This window comes from Rhizobium sp. R86522, assembly GCF_042466255.1.
In the GTDB taxonomy this organism is placed as follows: Bacteria; Pseudomonadota; Alphaproteobacteria; order Rhizobiales; family Rhizobiaceae; genus Allorhizobium.
The window spans coordinates 2,021,163-2,040,794 of the sequence record NZ_JAXHBX010000001.1; the positions used below are offsets into that span (position 1 = coordinate 2,021,163).

The following is a 19,632-nucleotide window of genomic DNA, read 5'->3' on the forward strand; positions in this document are numbered from 1 at the left end:
CCCTCATCCACGGGGAAGTGCCTCCCCGTGAAGTGCTCATGCAGTTCATCACCGACAATCCGGATCGCGCCTCGAAGCGCGAGATCGCGAAGGCCTTCGGGCTGAAGGGCGAGCAGCGGGTCGAACTCAAGCAGGCGCTGAAGGATCTCGAAGAAGACGGCCTCGTGCAGAAGAGCCGCAAGTCCCTGACACGACCCGGCGCCCTGCCCCCGGTCACGGTTCTCGATATCACGACACGTGACAAGGACGGTGAGCTGATCGGCAGGCCGGCCGAGTGGCCCGAAGAGGCTGGGGCGGCGCCAGCTGTTTTGATCCGCCAGTCGAGTTCCGACCGTTCCAAGGGCAAGACGCCTGTTGGGGGCCTCGGCGACCGGGTGCTTGCCAAGATCTTCGCCAACAAGGACCGATCCGGTCCAGCCTATACCGCCCGTGTGATCAAGATCCTCGATCGTCATGTCGGTGCCGTGATGGGCGTGGTGCGGATGATGCCTGACGGTGGGGCACGCCTGATGCCGATCGAGCGCCGCGGCGAGGAAATGCAGATCGACGCCAGCGACATCGGCGAGGCCAAGGATGGTGATCTGGTCGAGGTGGAAGTCGCGCGTGCCAGCCGTTTCGGCCTGACGCGGGCCAAGGTGCTCAACGTCGTCGGCTCGGTTGCCTCGGAAAAGGCGATCTCGATGATCGCGATCCACGCCCATGGCATTCCGCATATCTTCCCGCAGTCGGTAATATCGGAGGCCGAGGACGCGAAGCCCGCGTCCATGTCGCATCGCGAGGACTGGCGCGACCTGCCGCTCATCACCATCGACCCGCATGACGCCAAGGACCATGACGACGCCGTCTATGCCGAACTCGACACCTCGCCCGACAATCCTGATGGCGTGATCGTGACGGTGGCCATCGCCGATGTCTCCTATTACATCCGGCCGAAATCGGCGCTGGATCGCGAAGCTCTGAAACGCGGCAATTCCGTCTATTTCCCTGATCGCGTCGTGCCGATGCTTCCCGAACGGATCTCCAACGATCTCTGCTCGCTGCGCGAGGGCGTCGACCGGCCGGCGCTTGCCGTGCGCATGGTCTTCTCGCATGAGGGCCGCAAGGCGAGCCATACCTTCCACCGCATCATGATGAAGAGCGCGGCGAAACTCTCATACCAGCAGGCGCAGGCGGCAATCGACGGCAAGACCGACGACAAGACCGGCCCCCTCCTGGAGCCGATCCTGAAGCCCCTGTGGCATGCCTATGCCGTGATGAAGCGCGGCCGTGACCGTCGCCAGCCGCTCGAGCTCGACATGCCGGAGCGCAAGATCATCCTCAAGGAGGACGGCACGGTCGATCGCGTGCATGTGCCCGAGAGGCTTGATGCGCACAAGCTGATCGAAGAGATGATGATCCAGGCGAACGTCGCGGCTGCCGAGACGCTGGAGAAGAAGCGGCAGGCGCTGATCTACCGGATCCATGACGCGCCGACGCTCGCCAAGCAGGAAGTTTTGCGGGAGTTCCTCGCCACGCTCGGCATGTCGCTGGTCAAGGGCGGCAACATGCGCTCCAACTCGTTCAACGGTATTCTGGCGAAAGCCGAAGACACGCCGCATCAGGTCATTGTCAACGAGATGGTGCTGCGCAGCCAGAGCCAGGCGATCTACAGCCCCGACAATATCGGCCATTTCGGCCTCAACCTGATGAAATACGCCCACTTCACCTCGCCGATCCGCCGTTATGCCGACCTCATCGTTCACAGGGCGCTGGTGGGTTCGCTTGGTTTGGGCGAAGGCGGGATCACGCCGGACGAGGAAGCAAGCCTCGAGGACATCGCGGCTGAGATCTCGACCTTCGAGCGCCGCGCGATGGCGGCCGAGCGCGACACGGTCAACCGCTTGATCGCGCATCATCTTGCCGGGCGTATCGGCGATGAGTTCGAGGGACAGATCCGGGGCGTGACCAAGTCCGGCCTTTTCGTCGCCCTGCCGCAATTTGGCGCAGATGGCTTCATCCCGGTTTCCACGCTGGGCCGGGACTACTATATCTACGACGAAGCGCATCAGGCCCTGACGGGCGAGAAGTCCGGGCTCGGTTATCAGCTCGGCGACATCGTCGAGGTCAAGCTTGTTGAAGCGGTGCCACTGGCCGGCGCGCTGCGCTTCGAGATGCTGAGCGAGGGACGCAAGATGCCGGTGGCGACGCGTTCCTTCCACAAGGCAGGACGGCGGAACGGGCACAAGCAGCCCGGCACACGTCCGCCGCGCTCGCGACGTTGACACTTTCGCCCCGGAGGCATGACATGAGCGGCAACCAGACCCAGGCAACGATCCAGTACGGCGGCGGCGAGAAGGCCGATCGCCCGCTCGGTCGCTCGATCAAGCGCGGCATGCTCAATCAATGTCCGTCCTGCGGCTCGGGCAAGCTCTTCCGCAGCTATCTCAAGGTGGTGGATAACTGCGCGGCTTGCGGCGAGGATTATCATCACCATCGGGCGGACGACCTGCCGGCCTATCTCGTCATTCTCATTCTCGGCCATGTCCTGGTCGGCGGCTTCATGGCCACCGATCTGGTCTTCGTTCTGCCTGCCTGGGTGCATTTTGCCATCTGGGCACCGATCGGCGTCGTTACGTCCCTGCTCTGCCTGCAGCCGATCAAGGGCGGAGTGGTCGGGCTGCAATGGGCACTGCGGATGCACGGATTCGGTGGGCATGATGACGCGCCAGAAACCTTCAAGGACGGCCGCGACTGAGTCATCGATCCGTCACGCGGCTGTGGCGGTTTTTCGTTAAACGTCGCCCAGAGGCGCAGTCTTGATTCGTACCGTGAGATCAGAAGCGCTTGACAGGCGTGCGGTTTCCAGTCTGAACATGCCGCGCCGATCGACTATGCCCAGGAGCTGGTACGCGCCGATGCCATCACAGATTTCGACACATGCGCGCCTGCGGTCATGCCTCAGGCCGGAATGCGACATGAGCGACCGGGTGTCCGATGTCTGAGACGAATGTCGGCCTGAACGGCGATCGCGACGAAATCCACTGGCCCTCGCTTTTCGCAGCGATTTCAGCGATTTCGGCTGTGGGCATTGCAATTGGCCTCGGCCTACCGTTGCTCAGCATCATTCTCGAAAAGCGCGGCATCTCCTCGACGCTGATCGGTCTCAACTCGGCGATGGCCGGGATCGCCGCCATGGCGGCTGCTCCCGTGACCACCAAACTCGCTCACAAGCTCGGCGTCGTGCCGACCATGCTCTGGGCCGTAGTCCTGTCGGCAGTAAGCGCGGTCGGCTTCTATTATGCCGAACAGTTCTGGATGTGGTTTCCGCTGCGCATCGTGTTCCACGGTGCGACAACGACGCTCTTCATCCTCTCAGAGTTCTGGATCAATGCGGCGGCCCCTTCGCGCAAGCGCGGCCTGGTGATGGGCATCTACGCCACTATGCTCGCCGTCGGATTTGCCTGCGGCCCCCTGCTCTTTTCCGTGCTGGGGAGCGACGGGCTCCTGCCCTTCGCGGTCGGCGCCATCGCGATCCTTGCGGCTGCCATCCCGATCTACATCGCCCGCAACGAAAGCCCGGTGCTGAGCGAAAAGCCGGAGATGCATTTCTTTCGCTACATCTTCCTGGTGCCGACAGCGACGGTTGCCGTTTTCGTCTTCGGGGCGGTCGAAGCCGGCGGCCTTTCCCTCTTCCCGATCTATGCCACCCGCAGCGGCTTTACAGAGACGCAGGCAGCGCTTCTCCTGACCGTCATGGGCGTCGGCAACATGATCTTCCAGATCCCGCTGGGGCTGCTCTCCGACCGTATGCGTGACCGGCGCCTGCTTCTGTCGATTCTCGCCATTGTCGGGCTTGCCGGATCCCTGACATTACCCTGGCTGTCCGGCCACTGGCACCTGATGGCCATCGTTCTGCTGTTCTGGGGCGGATGCGTTGCCGGGCTCTACACCGTCGGCCTGAGCCATCTCGGCTCGCGACTCACCGGCGCCGACCTCGCGGCGGCCAATGCCGCCTTCATTTTCTGCTATGCTGTCGGCACCGTCGCCGGTCCTCAGGCCATAGGAGCGGCCATCGATATCACCGGCAATGACGGATTTGCCTGGGCAATTGCGGGCTTCTTCGCGCTCTACGTGGTGCTTTCCCTGGGACGCCTGCTTTTTAAGCCGAAACGCACTTGACTTTTCGGGCGCGATTTGTAGTTTCGCGCCAGATTTGCCGTGGGCCTCGTTCGGTCGTCCACGGCTTCGTTTATTAGAGGCAGGACGACCATGGCCAAGGCTACAACCATCAAGATCAAGCTTCTGTCGACGGCTGACACGGGTTTCTTCTACGTAACCACGAAGAACAGCCGCACGATGACGGAAAAGATGACGAAGACCAAGTACGACCCGGTTGCTAAGAAGCATGTCGAGTTCAAGGAAACCAAGATCAAGTAAGACTTGATCGAGGGCTTCTCAAAAAAGGCGTGTCGCATTCTGCGACACGCCTTTTTCTTTTGCAGTGATGCCACCTGCTCCAGGCATATCGCCAAACGAAAAACACCGGCTTCCTTGCGGAAACCGGTGTCCTATTAGGGGGTCGGCCGGCACACAACACGGCACGAGGAACCGTTTTTGACGTTGCATACCAACCGACCGACCCCACGACCCAGGAGATGCGGCGGACCTGAGCATCATGGGGTATTGATGACCTCCGAAGGGGTCTTGTCCGATGGCTGCAAGTTCTCTCAAGTAGAGACAAAAATCAACAGATTATTAACTGCTTACCCGGGCTTCGCTGCTTTATGGTTAAATTAGGCTCAGATGAACTTGCGATTCACAGGTGATAGTCAGTTCTACACACATTGAGACTTGAGAATACCGCAGACACATTTCGGATGTTCTCAAGCTTAGTTGTGAAAGATCACAGAGACTGACTTGAGCGGGTGAGATCAGTCAGCGACAGCGGAACCTAATATTCAATTAAATACAAAACCGAGTAAGCACATTCTCGATCCAGTCGGGCGTCATTGGCAGGATCAGCCTCAATACTATTCGGGCTGCTAAAAATAAGTCGCTTTGTAACTGCTCAAAAAGTCAGCAAGATTTACCCGGCATGCCAAGGATGGCGGCAATTGAAAAAGCTGTGAAGATCTTTCAGGGCGACGGTCGAAACTTGAGATTTTGTCACCGCCCTTGGTCCCTGGGGTCAAGCAGCAGCGCCCACGACGCGGTTGCGACCGGAGTTCTTCGCTTCATAGAGAGCCCGGTCGGCCTGCTTCAGAAGCTGCTCGGGCGTTTCGATACCGGGACCGATCGTGGCAATGCCCATGGATGCTGTCAGCATCAGAGGGGTCTCACCCGATCGAAGCTGGAAGGGCCGTGCCTCGATCATGCCACGCAGCCTCTCGGCAACGGTTGCGGCGACTTCCGCCGGTGTGTCGGGCATCACGACGACGAATTCCTCGCCGCCAAAACGGCAGGCAAGATCGGCCCCCCGCACGGTCGAGCGGATCCGGCCGGCAAACTCCTTCAGCACTTCGTCGCCGGCATCGTGCCCGTAGACATCGTTCACCTGCTTGAAGCGGTCGATATCGGTGATGCATAGCGTCAGCGGCCGACCACGCACCTTGGCGCGGGCGAACAGTGTGCGCAGATGCGTATCGAGATAGCGGCGATTGTGGAGGCCCGTGAGCCCATCGGTGACGGCAAGTTCGATCGTCTGACGCACACTGTTGCGCAGGCGATCGTTGAAGCGCTTGCGGCGAACCTGGGTCAGCGTGCGGGCGATCATTTCGTTGGGATCGAGCGGGCGCACGATGTAGTCGTTCACGCCGAGATCAAGCGCCCGGATGATCATCTGCTCATCCCCCTGCTCCGTGATCAGGAGAATCGGAATGAAGCGGGTGCGTTCCAGCGAACGGATCTGCGAGCAGAGACGCAAGGGGTCGTAGTCTTCGAGATTGCTGTTGACGATGACCAGATCGAAAGCGTTCTCAGCCGCCTCGAACACCGCCGCCTGCGGGTCTGACATGGCGCTGACTTCGGCAATCGGCTTCAGCGCCTTGATAATGCGCTCCTGGGAGGCACCGCGGCTGTCGACGAGCAGAACCTGCGCCTGCTCTTCGAGGCGCCCCTCCTGGAGCCTGAAGACGTCACCGATGCCGGCCTCACGGGTCGTGTCGTGGCGGATGCGCAGCTCGTCCGTCAGCGTCTTCAAGCGCACCAGGCTCTTCACCCGGGAGATGAGCTGCAGGTCGTTGACCGGCTTCGTCAGGAAATCGTCGGCACCGGCCTGCAGACCGCGGACACGATCAGAAGGCTGATCGAGGGCAGTGACCATGACGACCGGGATATGCGCCGTACGCGGGTTGGACTTCAGCCGCTCGCAGACCTCGAATCCGTCCATCTCCGGCATCATGATGTCGAGGAGGATGACGTCGACCTGGGTGCGATCGCAGATATCCAGCGCATCACGGCCATTGCTTGCCGTCAGCACGTCGAAATACTCCGCCATCAGCCGCGCTTCGAGCAGCTTGACGTTGGCAGGAATATCATCGACGACCAGAATACGGGCAGTCATGGCTGTCAGTCCTCACGCATCTCCGAGATAGGTCTTGATCGTCTCGATAAACTTGGGGACCGAGATGGGTTTGGAGACATAGGCTTCACAGCCACCCTGCCGGATCCGCTCCTCATCGCCCTTCATGGCGAATGCCGTTACGGCAATCACAGGGATCACGTGGAGCTCGGGATCGTCCTTCAGCCACTTGGTCACTTCAAGTCCTGAGACCTCCGGCAACTGGATGTCCATCAAGATCAGATCCGGGCGGTGGCGCCGCGCGAGATCCATGGCTTCCATGCCGTTGCGGGTCTGCACTGTCTCATAGCCGGATGCCTCGATCAGATCGCGGAAGAGCTTCATGTTGAGCTCGTTGTCTTCGACAATCATCACTTTTTTCGGCATTCACCCGGTCCTTTGTCTCGCGCATTCAGTCAGTCCGGAACACCGGACCCAGCGCGAGTTGCGTCTTCCGTCAGCGAACATGCTAGTGCTATTTGGTTTCGAAATCGGTAATTTGCCAGGGCAAGAGGAAAAGACTTTATGAAAAACAGAGATATACCTGCCGATGCCGAAGCCACTGCGGTTGCCGTGCTTGGCTGGTTGGCAAATGAACCGGAGATGCTGTCGCGTTTCCTCGCATTGTCTGGCGTACAGCCGACACAGCTTCGCCAGGCGGTCGGCGACCCGGCCTTTCTCGCCGGCATGCTAGAGTTTCTGATGCAGCACGAACCGACGCTGATGGAATTCTGCACCGCGACGGACACCAAGCCTGAAACGGTGGTCGAGGCCTATCACCGATATGCGGGTCCGAGCTTCGATTCGGCCGATTTCTGATGCTGACGGATCTCGACCACATCCGCCTGACGGACAGGCCTTTGATCGTCTGCGATGTCGATGATGTCGTCCTGCAGTTCGCCGCACCGTTCGAGGCCTTCCTGCAGAGCCGCGGCCACAGGCTGTTGCCGCGCTCCTTCAAGCTGACCGGCAACATCGTCACCGGCGCCGATGAAAGCGTGATCGAAGCGCCAGCCGTCAAGGCGCTGATCGATGATTTCTTCGTCGAGCAGGAGCGCTGGCAGACGCCGTTTGCCGATGCGGTCGACAGCCTTCATGCGCTCGGCCAGAATGCCGATCTTGTGTTCCTCACTGCCATGCCGCCTCGCCACGCCGAGGTGCGGCGACGGCTGCTCGACCAGCTGACACTGACCTTTCCAATGATTGCAACGGAAGAGGCCAAGGGGCCGATGGTAGCGGCGTTGCAAGGGGAAAGGCCCCTGCCCGTCGCCTTCGTCGACGACATGGTGCACAATCTGCACTCGGTCGGCCAGCACGTGCCAGACTGCCTTTTGATCTATCTTCCGCCACCGCTCGAAATCTTCCGCTTCGCACCCGAGCCACCCGAAACGGTCCGGCGTGTCGGCACCTGGCCGGAGGCGTCCGAGCTGATCCGATCGCATTTCGCGGGCTAACCGAACGACAACCGCTCGTCCCGGCCTTGCCGCCCTTGCCTGCATTCGCAGCGCGGCCTATGGTGGGAATGTTCAATCTTTGTTCTGGCCATGACGCGCGCTGCTCCTGATCACCCTGGCTTTTGTCGTGACTGCCTGACCGGGCAGGCAGAGGGTGCACGGCGCTGTCGTTCCTGCGGCAGCCCGCGGCTCGTCTACCATTCCGAACTCTACGACCTGTCGATCGCGCATATCGATTGTGATGCTTTCTACGCCTCGGTGGAGAAGCGCGACAATCCGGAGCTGATCGACAAGCCCGTGATCATCGGCGGCGGCAAGCGCGGGGTCGTCTCCACCGCCTGCTACGTCGCACGCATACATGGGGTGCGGTCTGCCATGCCGATGTTCAAGGCTCTGGAAGCCTGTCCGCAGGCCGTGGTCATCAAGCCCGACATGGAGAAGTATTCGCGCGTAGGCCGCGAAATCCGGGCGATGATGGAGGAACTGACACCGCTCGTGCAGCCGATCTCGATCGACGAGGCCTTTCTCGATCTTCGAGGCACCGAACTGCTGCATCACGATCCGCCGGCCCGGGTGCTGGCAAGGCTCGCCCGACGCATCGAGCAGGAGATCGGCATTACCGTTTCCGTCGGGCTGTCCTACTGCAAGTTCCTCGCCAAGGTCGCTTCCGACCTGCAGAAGCCGCGCGGTTTCTCCGTCATCGGCGAGGCCGAGGCGCTCTCCTTCCTTGCCGACAAGCCGGTCACGATGATCTGGGGTGTCGGAAAGGCACTTGCCACGACACTACAGGCCGACGGCATCCGGACCATCGGCCAGCTCCAGGTGATGGACGAGAGCGATCTCATGCGCCGCTATGGCTCGATGGGACAGCGTCTGGCGCGTCTGTCCCGCGGCATCGACGAGCGGACGGTGCATCCGAACGACCCGGCCAAGAGCGTCTCGGCCGAGACGACCTTCTTCGACGACATTCACCGGCTCGACGAGCTCGTGGTGCATCTGCGTGCCTTGTCCGAAAAGGTCGCCTGGCGGCTGAAGCGACACGAGATCGCCGGGCAGACCGTCGTCCTGAAGCTCAAGACGGCCGATTTCAAGCTCAGAACGCGCAATCGACGGCTGGATGACCCCACCCAGCTGGCCGATCGGATCTTCCGCACCGGCATGTCGCTGCTGGAGAAGGAAACGGATGGAACGCGATTCCGGCTGATCGGCATCGGCGTCAGCGATCTGCAGGATCCAATGCTTGCCGACCCGCCTGACCTCGTTGATGCCCAGGCAGCAAGGCGGGCAGCGGCAGAGGCGGCGATGGACAAATTGCGCGACAAGTTCGGCAAGGGTACGGTTCAGACGGGTTACACTTTCCCGTCCAAACGATAGGCGACTACGTGGCGCAGGCACCCTCCATCATCACGGATCACAGCCGGCTCCCAGGGCGCCAGGGCGGATACATGCGGCTCTTGCGGTTTGCCGCCGCCCATCGCCGCACGCGGCCTAACGACCTGCTGCTCGGCACAATCCTGGCTTTTGTCGCGGGCGCGATGAATGCCGGCGGCTTCCTTGCCATCGGTCACTACACCTCGCACATGACCGGCATCGTCTCCGCGATTGCCGACAATCTGGCACTCGGGCTTTTCGGGCTGGTCGGCGCTGGCATCGCACTTCTGGTCAGCTTCACGCTCGGCGCTTCGTGCTCGGCAGTCCTTATCAACTGGGCCCGGCGCCATGCGCGCCGACAGCAATATGCCTATCCGCTGGCGCTCGAATCCGGCCTGCTGATTGCCTTTGCCGGGATCGGCGCCGTCGTGCCGGCGGCTTCAGCCGCAGCGGTGACGGCCCTTCTCCTCTGCTTCGTGATGGGCCTCCAAAACGCGACGATCACCAAGATCTCCGGCGCCCGCATCCGCACCACCCACCTGACCGGCATGATTACCGATGTCGGCATCGAATTCGGCAAGCTCGCCTATGGCCGGATCGTCCGGCTCCTCGATCAACCACCGCTTGCAACGGACAGCCGCAAGCTCGGCATCCTACTGCCCATCGTTGGCATGTTCTTCGTCGGCGGCCTCGTCGGTGCTCTCGGCTTCAAGCATGTCGGCCATGCCTTTTCCCTGCCGCTTGCGGCCCTGCTGCTCGTGGTCGTCTCACCGCAACTGCGACCGCGGCAGACAGCCACCCCGTGAACAAGTCACAGCTCGTGACAAGTGTGGAAACACGATCACAGCCGCGTGAGTAGCAACGCAACGGCTTTTCGCGAAACTTTTCTTAAACATCGTCGCTTACACTGCGATTGCTTGTGTATTGCGTTTCAAATGGTCGACCATGTTTCAGCGTTTCGCCCTCGCCGTCAGCCTATCTCTCATATCCAGCACGGCGCTTGCCGCCGATGGTCCGCTCCAGATCTATATCTCAAAGGCGGAACAGACGCTGACCGTCTACGACGGTGACGAGGTGGTGGCGACGACAAAAGTATCGACCGGCAAGCCCGGACATACCACGCCATCGGGGATCTTCTCGATCCTGGAGAAGCGCAAGTATCACGAGTCCAACCTCTATTCGAACGCGCCCATGCCCTTCATGCAACGTCTGACCTGGTCGGGCATCGCGTTGCACGAGGGCAAGCTGCCCGGCTATCCGGCCTCGCATGGTTGCGTGCGCCTGCCGAACGGCTTCGCCAAGACGCTCTTTTCCATGACCGAGCGCGGCGCGCATGTGATCATCACCGACGATGCCATAGCGCCAAAGTCCATCACCCACGCCAATCTGTTCACGCCGCGCCTCCCGATTGACGATGGCGGGCTGCTGTCGGACGTAGAGCTCAGGCCCGGACGTGTCGAGCCGGGGCTGGGCCCCGTCGAAGTGGCCATGAACGCAGTTCCACCGCGCAGCGGTGCCGAGACAAAGGTGACGATCGAGGAACCACCTCCGCTGCGTATCCTGATTACACGACGCACCCAGCGCGACGTCGTGTCCGACGTCCAGCGGCTTCTCGGCACGCTCGGCTTCGATGCCGGCGTTTCCGATGGCTTGCTCGGCACGCGGACCATTGCGGCGATCAAGGCGTTCAAGGAGAAGCATGAAATAGCAAAGGACGCACAGATCCTGTCTGAGACTTTTCTCGGGACGCTCTATGTGCAGGCCGGCGAGGACCACCCGCCGACGGGCCAGCTGATGATCCGGCAGAAATTCGCGCCACTCTTTTCAGCCCCCGTCAACATCCGGGAGCCAGAGAAGGCGCTTGGCACCCATTTCATCGAAGCGACTGCTGTCGATCGCTACAAGCGGAAGGCCGAATGGCGTGGCGTGACGCTCGATGACCACCTTCCTGCATCGACGCAGAAGCGTCTTGGCATCGTCACCCCGGCGGACGACAAGTCGATCTTCTCGGCCGAGGCGGCGCTGTCGCGCATCGTCATCCCGGACGACGTGCGTGCCCGCATCGAAACCATGCTGAGCGAGGGATCCTCGATCACCATCTCGGATACCGGCATCGGCCCGGAGACCGGCGACGGGACAGACTTTATCACCGTGACGCGTTCGAAGCCGCAGGCCTGACGATCAGACCAGTTCTACGTCGAGAACACCGGGGGTGGAGCGCATGGCGGCGGCGATCTCCGGGGAAATGCGGAAGCGCTCCGTCAGTTCTACCTCGATTTCACGCTGGCCTTCGTCCTTGATGACGATGAAGGAGACAAGGCCGTCGCCCCTTGCGTTCAGATGTGCAGCGACGGCGCGCAAGGGACCGGAATCCCGGACGAAAACGCGCATCGCCTTCTGCATGCGGATCGACTGTTCTTCGAGCGACTGCGCCGTCTGGATGCGCAGGCCGATGCCCTCGGGGCGCTCTTCCGCCTGCACAGTCAGCACCAGCGACTTGCCGGCCTCGAGCAGGTCGCGATACTGGTTGAGACCTTCCGAGAAGAGAACCGCTTCATACTGGCCCGAGGCATCCGAGAAGGTGATGATGCCCATCTTGTTGCCAGTGCGGGTCTTGCGCTCCTGGCGGGAGATGACGGTGCCGGCGAGCCGGCCGGCGGAGGCGCCCTGCTTTACGGCAACCGAGAAATCCGCGAAATTCTGGACGCGCAGTTTGTCGAGCAGGTCTCTGTACGCGTCGAGGGGGTGAGCGGAGAGATAGAAGCCGAGCACCTGGAATTCCCGCATCAGCTTTTCCGAGGAAAGCCAGGGCGTATAGGGTGCAAAGGCGATCCGTTCGGGCCCGCTTGCGCCGCCGGAGCCGAACATGTCGGACTGGCCGCTGACGGCATTTTCCTGGGCCCGCTGGGCATAACCCATGATGCGATCGATGCTGCCGACGAGTTCGGCGCGGTCGCGACCGAAGCAGTCGAAGGCACCGGCGGCGATCAGGCTTTCAAAGACACGGCGGTTGATCTGTTTCGGATCGATCCTGAGGCAGAAATCCTCGATGCTGTCGAAAGGCTTGTCGCCTCGGACCTCAACGATGTGATCGACGGCGCCTTCTCCGACACCTTTGAGAGCGGCGAGCGCGTAGTAGATGCAATTCGGCCCGGTCTGGAAGTGCCGGTAGGAGGTCTGGACGGAAGGCGGCACGACTTCGATGCCGAGACGGCCGGCATCCTGGCGGAAGTCGACGAGCTTTTCGGTGTTCGACATATCGAGCGTCATCGATGCGGCGAGGAACTCGACCGGATAATGCGCCTTCATGTAGGCCGTCTGATAGGAGACGATGGCGTAGGCTGCGGCGTGTGACTTGTTGAAGCCGTAGTTGGCGAATTTTGCCAGCAGTTCGAAGATGTTGTTCGCCTGTGGCTTGGAGACCCCATTCTTCATCGCGCCGTCGACGAAACGGACCGACTGCTGGTCCATCTCCGCCTTGATCTTCTTACCCATGGCGCGGCGCAAAAGGTCAGCTTCGCCGAGCGAGTAGCCCGACAGGACCTGCGCGATCTGCATGACCTGTTCCTGGTAGACGATAACGCCCTGAGTTTCCTTGAGCAGGTAGTCGATCTTCGGATGGATCGAGGCGATCTCCTCCTCGCCATGCTTGCGGGCATTGTAGACGGGGATGTTTTCCATCGGGCCCGGACGATAAAGCGCGACGAGGGCGATGATGTCCTCGATGCAGTCGGGGCGCATGCCGATGAGGGCCTTGCGCATGCCGGCACTTTCCACCTGGAACACGCCGACCGTTTCACCACGCGAGAGCATTTCGTAGGTCAAGGTGTCATCGAGCGGGATGGCCGCGAGATCGACCTTGTGGCCACGCTGCTCCTCGACGAAATCGACAGCCGTCTTCAGGACAGTCAGCGTCTTCAGGCCGAGGAAGTCGAACTTCACGAGACCGGCCTGTTCGACCCATTTCATGTTGAACTGGGTGACCGGCATGTCGGAGCGCGGATCGCGGTACATCGGCACCAGCTTCGACAGCGGGCGATCGCCGATGACGATACCGGCAGCGTGGGTCGAGGCGTGGCGGTAGAGACCCTCGATCTTCTGGGCTATCTCAAGAAGCCGCGCCACCACGGGCTCCTCCTCGGCAGCCTCTTGAAGCTTTGGCTCCTCCTCGATCGCCTTGGAGAGCGGCGTCGGATTGGCAGGATTGTTCGGCACCAGCTTGCAGATCTTGTCGACCTGGCCATAGGGCATTTCCAGCACGCGGCCGACGTCGCGGAGGGCCGCGCGGGCCTGCAGCGAACCAAATGTGATGATCTGGCCCACCTGCTCGCGACCATACTTTCGCTGAACGTAGCGAATGACCTCTTCGCGGCGCTCCTGACAGAAGTCGATGTCGAAGTCGGGCATCGAGACGCGTTCCGGGTTGAGGAAGCGTTCGAAGAGCAGCGAGAAGCGCAAGGGATCGACGTCGGTGATGGTCAGGGCATAGGCGACGAGCGAGCCCGCACCCGAACCACGGCCCGGACCGACCGGGATGTCATGCTGTTTCGCCCATTTGATGAAGTCCGAAACGATCAGGAAGTAGCCTGGGAACTTCATGCGTTCGATGACCGAGAGCTCGAACTCCAGCCGGTCGCGATAATCCTTTTCCTCGTAGCCCGGCGCCATGCCGAGGGCTGTCAGACGCTGGTCGAGCCCCTCCTCCGCCTGACGGCGCAGCTCGAGTGCTTCCTCGCGTTCGGCTTCTTCCGGATCGTCGCTGCCACCGGTAAAGCGCGGCAAGATGGGCTTGCGGGTATCGAGAACGAAGCAGCAGCGACGGGCGATCTCGACGGAATTCTCCAGCGCTTCCGGCAGGTCGGCGAAGAGCTTCATCATATCCGCCCGGCTCTTCAGATAATGATCGGGGGTCAGGCGGAAGCGGTCGTCGTTCGAGACGATGGCATTGTGAGCGACCGCCATCAGGGCGTCATGGGCATCGTAATCGTCGCGGGCCGGGAAGAAAGCCTCGTTGGTCGCGACCAGCGGCAGATCATGCTCATAGGCGAGCTGGACCATGCGCCGCTCATGCGTGCGATCATAGTCGCCATGGCGCTGCAGTTCGACATAAAGGCGATCGCCGAACAGGTGCTTCAATGCGACGAGGCGGCTTTCGGCCTGGGTCTTGTGACCGTCTTTGAGGATACGATCGACCGGCCCGCCACCGGCGCCCGTCAACAGGATCAGGCCCTCGGTGCCGCTCTCTTCGAGCCAGGAAAGCTTTACATGGGTCGGCTGCCCCGCGTCGCCGCCGAGATAGGCCCGGCTGACGAGATCGACGAGGCGCTCATAGCCGTCAGCGTCGGAGGCCAGGACCACAACCGACGGCAGATCCGGCATATGGCCATTACCGCCGCGCTTCTCGCCGGTCGAATCTTCCATGTCGATCGACAGCTGGCAGCCGATGATCGGCTGGATGCCATCGCCGAGCGCCTTCTGGGAAAACTCGAGCGCAACGAAAAGATTGTTTGTGTCAGTGATCGCGATCGCCGGCTGGTCGTCGGCGACAGCTTTGCCAAGGATCTTCTTGAGCGGCAGAGCGCCCTCAAGCAGCGAATAGGCAGAATGCACCCGCAAGTGCACGAAACCCGGGCCATCACCCAGTCCACCGGACGCCTGCCTGTCGACGCTGTCCTCGCCCATACCGCTTCATTCCCTGATTTCTGAATCGGTCGTGATTTTCGGCTTTCAGGCTCACGAAGTCCAGAAGGAAGTCGGGCGGCAAAGCCTTCCTCACCAGCTTTGCCGCCCGCAGTATCAGAGCGCCATCATCAGCAGAGCCATGCTGGATACGAAAACGGCCATCGAGGCAAATGCAGCAACGTCACGAAGAATTTCGGTCATTTCTGTCTCCTTGTCCCTTTATGTTTTTATTTTGTTCCGCTCTTGTTCCAATGTCAACCTAAAAAAACCGCAACCTCGGCTGAACAAACTCCACCGAGGCGCACGGCCATCAGGCAAGAAGACAGAAACTGGAGAGAGGTCAGACCTGGAATTCGACGACCTTGCCATCGACCAGGGTGACGCAGCGGTCCATCCGGCGGGCGATGTCGTGATTGTGGGTCGCAATCATCGCTGACAAACCAGACTGGCGGACCAGTGCTTCGAGCGCCGAGAAGACATAACTTGCCGTCTCGGGATCGAGGTTGCCGGTCGGTTCGTCGGCAAGCAGCACCAGCGGGGCGTTGGCGACTGCGCGGGCGATCGCCACGCGCTGCTGTTCGCCGCCGGAGAGTTCGGCCGGGCGGTGATCGGCGCGATTGCCGACACGCATGTAGTCGAGAAGCTGCTTGGCGCGTTCGGCGGCCTCCGGCTTGGTGAGCCCGGCGATCAGCTGCGGCATCATCACGTTTTCCAGCGCGGTGAATTCGGGCAGCAGATGGTGGAACTGATAGACGAAGCCGATCGACTTTCGGCGAATTGCGGTGCGCTGCTCGTCGCCCAGTTCCTGGCAGGCAACGCCGCCAACCGTCACGTCGCCGCCATCGGGGTGCTCAAGAAGCCCGGCAACATGCAGAAGCGTAGACTTGCCGGTGCCCGACGGGGCGACCAGCGCCACGGTCTCGCCAGTGCGCAAGGTAAAGTCCGCACCTTTCAGGATCGAGAGCACGGTTTCGCCCTGACCGTAATGGCGATCGATGCCGGCAAGCGAGAGAACCACGTCTTTTGCCATTGATTTCGGCATCCTCATTCGTAACGCAGGGCCTGGACAGGATCCAGGCGCGAGGCCCGCCAGGCCGGGAAGATGGTGGCCATAAAGGACAGGCTGAGCGCCATGATGACCACCGAGATGGTCTCACTCGCATTCATGTCCGCCGGCAGCTGGCTCAGGAAATAAAGCTCGGGATCGAAGAGCATCGTTCCCGACACCCAGGAGAAGAACTGGCGGATGCTTTCGATGTTGAGACACACGACCACACCCATCACGACGCCGGCAAGCGTGCCGGCCGTGCCGATCGCTGCACCCGTCATGAAGAAGATGCGCATGATGGCGCCCGATGTCGCGCCCATGGTGCGCAGGATCGCGATGTCGCTCGCCTTGTCCTTCACCAGCATGATCAGGCCGGAGATGATATTGAGCGCCGCAACAAGCACGATCAGCGTCAGGATCATGAACATGACGTTGCGCTCGACCTGGAGCGCCGAGAAGAAGGTCTGGTTGCGCTGGCGCCAGTCGGTCAGGAAGATCTGGCGGCCGGCGGCTTCCTCGATCAGCGGGCGCAGTTCGTCGACGGCGTCAGGATCCGAAATGAAGAGCTCGATCGACTGCACGATGCCTTCGACGTTGAAATAGAGCTGCAATTCCTCAAGCGGCATATAGATGATCGACGCATCATATTCCGACATGCCGATCTCGAAGATGGCCGCAACGGGGTAGGACTTCACGCGCGGATTGACGCCGAGCGGCGTGATGTCGCCTTCGGGCGAAACCAGCGTAATCGTATCACCGGCGGACAAGCCCAGTTGGGCTGCCATGCGCGAGCCGATCAGCACGCCCTGCCCCGTGGCAAAGCCGACCATGTCGCCCTGTCGGATATTGGAGGAGACGACGGTGAGCTTGGTCAGGTCATCCGGACGGATGCCGCGCACCAGCGCACCCGTGCCAGCGCCCTGGCGACCCGAGGCAAGCGTCTGGCCTTCAACCAGCGGCAGCGCCATGGTGACGCCCGGAACGGCAGCAAAGCGCTCGGCAAGCCCCGCATAATCGGTCAGCGGCTGATCGACGGCTTGAACGATCATGTGGCCATTGATGCCGAGAATGCGCGAGACGAGTTCGGTGCGGAAGCCGTTCATCACCGCCATGACGATGATCAGCGTCGCCACACCGAGCATGATGCCGATGAAGGAGAAGCCGGCAATGACGGAAATGAAGGCTTCCTTGCGCCGGGCGCGCAGATAGCGCCAGGCCACCATGCGTTCAAAGCCGGAAAAGGCGCGCGCTGATGCGGCCTTGTCCGTGTCCACCGTCTCTTTGCCAACGGCCGTCGTCGCCATGGTTTCTCCTTGCCTCGGGATCAAGTCTCAAGACCCGACCTTGGTTCGGCGTAAGGCTTTTGCCTCAGGCCGTCAGCTTGTTGATCGCCGCTTCGATCGTCAGCGTCTCACGGGCACCGGTCTTGCGGTCCTTGAGCTCGACTTCGCCGGCAGCGACGGCACGCGGGCCCGCAATGACCTGGACCGGCACGCCGATCAGATCGGCAGTCGCGAACTTCGTACCCGCACGATCGTCGGTGTCGTCGTAGAGCACGTCCTTGCCGGCATTCTGCAGCGCGACGTAGAGGCGATCGCAGGTCGTGTCGCAGCCCTCGTCACCCGGCTTCATGTTGATGACAACAGCATCGAAGGGCGCGACCGAAGCCGGCCAGATGATTCCGTTCTCGTCATGCGAGGCTTCGATGATGGCCGGAACAAGGCGCGTCGGACCGATACCGTAGGAACCCATGTGGACAAGATGCTCCTTGCCGTCGGGCCCTTGCACCTTGGCGCCCATTGGCTCGGAATATTTGGTGCCGAAATAGAAGATGTGACCGACCTCGATGCCGCGCGCCGAGAGACGATCATTCTCACCGATGGCGTCAAAGGCGGCTTCGTCATGCATTTCGGAGGTGGCGGCGTAAACCGAGGTCCACTTGTCAAAAACGGACTGCAGGCCATCAACGCTGTCGAAATCGGTGTCGGCAGACGGAATGTCGAAATCGACGAAGCTCTTGTGGCAATAGACTTCAGATTCGCCGGTGTCGGCCAGAATGATGAATTCGTGGCTGTGATTGCCGCCGATTGGGCCGGTGTCGGCGCGCATCGGGATGGCGCGCAGACCGAGGCGATCGAAGGTGCGCAGGTAAGCGACGAACATCTTGTTATAGGAATGGATCGCGTCGGCCTGGGTCAGGTCGAAGGAATAGGCATCCTTCATCAGGAATTCGCGCGAGCGCATGGTGCCGAAGCGCGGACGGATCTCGTCGCGGAACTTCAGCTGGATGTGATAGAGGTTGAGCGGCAGGCTCTTGTAGGACTTGACCGACGAGCGAAAGATGTCGGTGATCATTTCCTCATTGGTCGGGCCATAGAGCATCGGACGGTCCTGCCGGTCGCGAATGCGCAGCATTTCCTTGCCGTAATCCTCGTAACGACCGCTTTCCTGCCAGAGCTCGGCCGACTGCAAGGTCGGCATGGAGAGTTCGATGGCACCGGCGCGGTTCTGCTCTTCGCGGATGATGGCGTTGACCTTGTCGAGCACGCGCTTGCCGAGCGGCAGCCAGGAATAGATCCCCTGGCTCTGCTGGCGGATCATGCCCGTCCGCAGCATCAGGCGGTGGGAGACGATCTCGGCTTCCTTGGGGTTTTCCTTCAGGATCGGCATGAAGTAGCGCGACAGACGCATAACGAATTCCAGATGGTTATCGATGCCGCCAAATCAGGCGGAATCAGCGATTGAAACGGGATGTCAGGAAGCGTTCATAGCCGGTTGGACATGAGAAGAAAACCCGCAAGCGCCGTTCGCTGCCCTCGCCCACAGCCGGCACCTCAAGCGCGCCATTGGGCCGCGCAGGGGACACGTGATTGCGACGTCGAAACCTGAAAATCAGATCATTCCATGACGCTTATGCGACAAAGCGACATGAGGAATTTTTTTTGGATGGGTGTAACAAATCTGCAAGATTCAGGGGTGACAAGGGTCACTGATTGGGCTAGGTTCAGCCCATAAAAGAGGCAGGGAGTACAAATCTTTGCCACACTCGCGGTCAAGTCTTGGGAGGATCAGATCTAGGCGCGCCCGTTCGCAGCCCCTTAATTGGTGAAGGATCACGCGAAGCTTCGAACAAGGTCTTTTGACCTTGTTTTTTTTTGCCTAGTCGACGGAATGGGCGCGCTGAGAGGCGCCGATCAGCCTTGCGGCTCAACGCCCGGCATGATGACCGGCAGATCGTTGAAGCTGATGCCGAAATAGGCGCCGGCGACATACCAGGCGCCATAGATCAGTGCAGAGACGATGGAAGTGGTCAGGAAGATGCGCGCCGCGCGGAAGCGGGTGGGAGCACTGGCCACTGTTCCCGGCACGACGTTCTGATCCTCGTCCTGGGTGCGAAGGCCGATAGGCAGCACCGCAAACAGCACCAGCCACCAGATCACAAAATAGACTGCCAGTCCCGACAGGATCGCCATGATGTTTCGCTCCAGACATGAGATGGCGCCAAACGTTACGCCTGCGCCGCTCTTTCTCCCCCTATA

16 protein-coding genes are annotated in these 19,632 nt (G+C 61.0%); 9 read left to right on the top strand and 7 right to left on the bottom strand.

The annotated features are described in order from the left end of the window. The first annotated feature begins 5 nt into the window (after nucleotides 1-5). The 4 genes from rnr to rpmG all read left to right on the top strand — a co-directional run bounded on the left by rnr (nucleotide 6) and on the right by rpmG (nucleotide 4,416). On the top strand, nucleotides 6-2,261 hold the full coding sequence (gene rnr / locus SJY08_RS09785) for a ribonuclease R (protein ID WP_300890852.1): 2,256 nt from the start codon (nucleotides 6-8) through the stop codon (nucleotides 2,259-2,261). A gap of 23 nt (nucleotides 2,262-2,284) precedes the next feature. Beyond that, complete coding sequence (locus tag SJY08_RS09790; RefSeq protein ID WP_054150647.1) at nucleotides 2,285-2,734, top strand: DUF983 domain-containing protein; 450 nt, start codon at nucleotides 2,285-2,287, stop codon at nucleotides 2,732-2,734. A 239-nt stretch (nucleotides 2,735-2,973) separates the two neighbouring features. Further along, entirely contained in the window at nucleotides 2,974-4,158 is a 1,185-nt protein-coding gene (locus tag SJY08_RS09795; protein ID WP_300890850.1) for an MFS transporter, read from the top strand. A gap of 90 nt (nucleotides 4,159-4,248) precedes the next feature. Further along, nucleotides 4,249-4,416, top strand: a complete 168-nt coding sequence (gene rpmG / locus SJY08_RS09800; RefSeq protein WP_006727600.1) for a 50S ribosomal protein L33 — start codon at nucleotides 4,249-4,251, stop codon at nucleotides 4,414-4,416. A 751-nt stretch (nucleotides 4,417-5,167) separates the two neighbouring features. On the opposite strand, the gene SJY08_RS09805 is transcribed toward rpmG, so the two are convergent. Beyond that, entirely contained in the window at nucleotides 5,168-6,541 is a 1,374-nt protein-coding gene (locus tag SJY08_RS09805) for a PleD family two-component system response regulator (protein ID WP_069041620.1), read from the bottom strand. A 12-nt stretch (nucleotides 6,542-6,553) separates the two neighbouring features. Then, nucleotides 6,554-6,925, bottom strand: a complete 372-nt coding sequence (locus SJY08_RS09810) for a response regulator (protein ID WP_054150644.1) — start codon at nucleotides 6,923-6,925, stop codon at nucleotides 6,554-6,556. Between the two features lie 138 nt (nucleotides 6,926-7,063). On the opposite strand from SJY08_RS09810, the gene SJY08_RS09815 reads away from it, so the two are divergent. From SJY08_RS09815 to SJY08_RS09835, 5 genes are all read left to right on the top strand, one after another. After that, entirely contained in the window at nucleotides 7,064-7,357 is a 294-nt protein-coding gene (locus tag SJY08_RS09815; protein ID WP_054150643.1) for a DUF3572 domain-containing protein, read from the top strand. Continuing rightward, entirely contained in the window at nucleotides 7,357-7,992 is a 636-nt protein-coding gene (locus SJY08_RS09820) for a hypothetical protein (RefSeq protein ID WP_054150642.1), read from the top strand. Before SJY08_RS09815 ends, SJY08_RS09820 begins: the two co-directional genes overlap by 1 nt. 90 nt (nucleotides 7,993-8,082) lie before the next feature. Beyond that, complete coding sequence (locus SJY08_RS09825; RefSeq protein ID WP_377275442.1) at nucleotides 8,083-9,366, top strand: DNA polymerase IV; 1,284 nt, start codon at nucleotides 8,083-8,085, stop codon at nucleotides 9,364-9,366. 71 nt (nucleotides 9,367-9,437) lie between these two features. Further along, nucleotides 9,438-10,169 (top strand): YoaK family protein, encoded by a 732-nt coding sequence (locus tag SJY08_RS09830; RefSeq protein ID WP_377275443.1) that lies wholly within the window; start codon nucleotides 9,438-9,440, stop codon nucleotides 10,167-10,169. A gap of 139 nt (nucleotides 10,170-10,308) precedes the next feature. Next, nucleotides 10,309-11,541, top strand: a complete 1,233-nt coding sequence (locus tag SJY08_RS09835; protein WP_377275444.1) for a L,D-transpeptidase family protein — start codon at nucleotides 10,309-10,311, stop codon at nucleotides 11,539-11,541. A gap of 3 nt (nucleotides 11,542-11,544) precedes the next feature. Here SJY08_RS09835 and dnaE read toward each other — a convergent pair whose 3' ends face one another. From dnaE to SJY08_RS09860, 5 genes are all read right to left on the bottom strand, one after another. After that, nucleotides 11,545-15,045 carry a DNA polymerase III subunit alpha gene (gene dnaE, locus SJY08_RS09840; protein ID WP_377275445.1) on the bottom strand — a complete coding sequence of 1,167 codons (3,501 nt, stop codon included), beginning with the start codon at nucleotides 15,043-15,045 and terminating at the stop codon, nucleotides 11,545-11,547. Nucleotides 15,046-15,385: 340 nt separating this feature from the next. Beyond that, the gene (locus SJY08_RS09845) at nucleotides 15,386-16,075 is read right to left on the bottom strand and encodes an ABC transporter ATP-binding protein (protein WP_377275446.1); all 690 of its coding nucleotides are present in this window, start codon (nucleotides 16,073-16,075) and stop codon (nucleotides 15,386-15,388) included. A gap of 14 nt (nucleotides 16,076-16,089) precedes the next feature. Continuing rightward, the gene (locus SJY08_RS09850) at nucleotides 16,090-17,397 is read right to left on the bottom strand and encodes a lipoprotein-releasing ABC transporter permease subunit (protein WP_377275447.1); all 1,308 of its coding nucleotides are present in this window, start codon (nucleotides 17,395-17,397) and stop codon (nucleotides 16,090-16,092) included. Nucleotides 17,398-17,461: 64 nt separating this feature from the next. Continuing rightward, nucleotides 17,462-18,784 carry a proline--tRNA ligase gene (gene proS / locus SJY08_RS09855; protein ID WP_300891014.1) on the bottom strand — a complete coding sequence of 441 codons (1,323 nt, stop codon included), beginning with the start codon at nucleotides 18,782-18,784 and terminating at the stop codon, nucleotides 17,462-17,464. Between the two features lie 503 nt (nucleotides 18,785-19,287). After that, complete coding sequence (locus SJY08_RS09860; protein WP_300891010.1) at nucleotides 19,288-19,566, bottom strand: DUF1467 family protein; 279 nt, start codon at nucleotides 19,564-19,566, stop codon at nucleotides 19,288-19,290. Nucleotides 19,567-19,632: the final 66 nt, after the last annotated feature.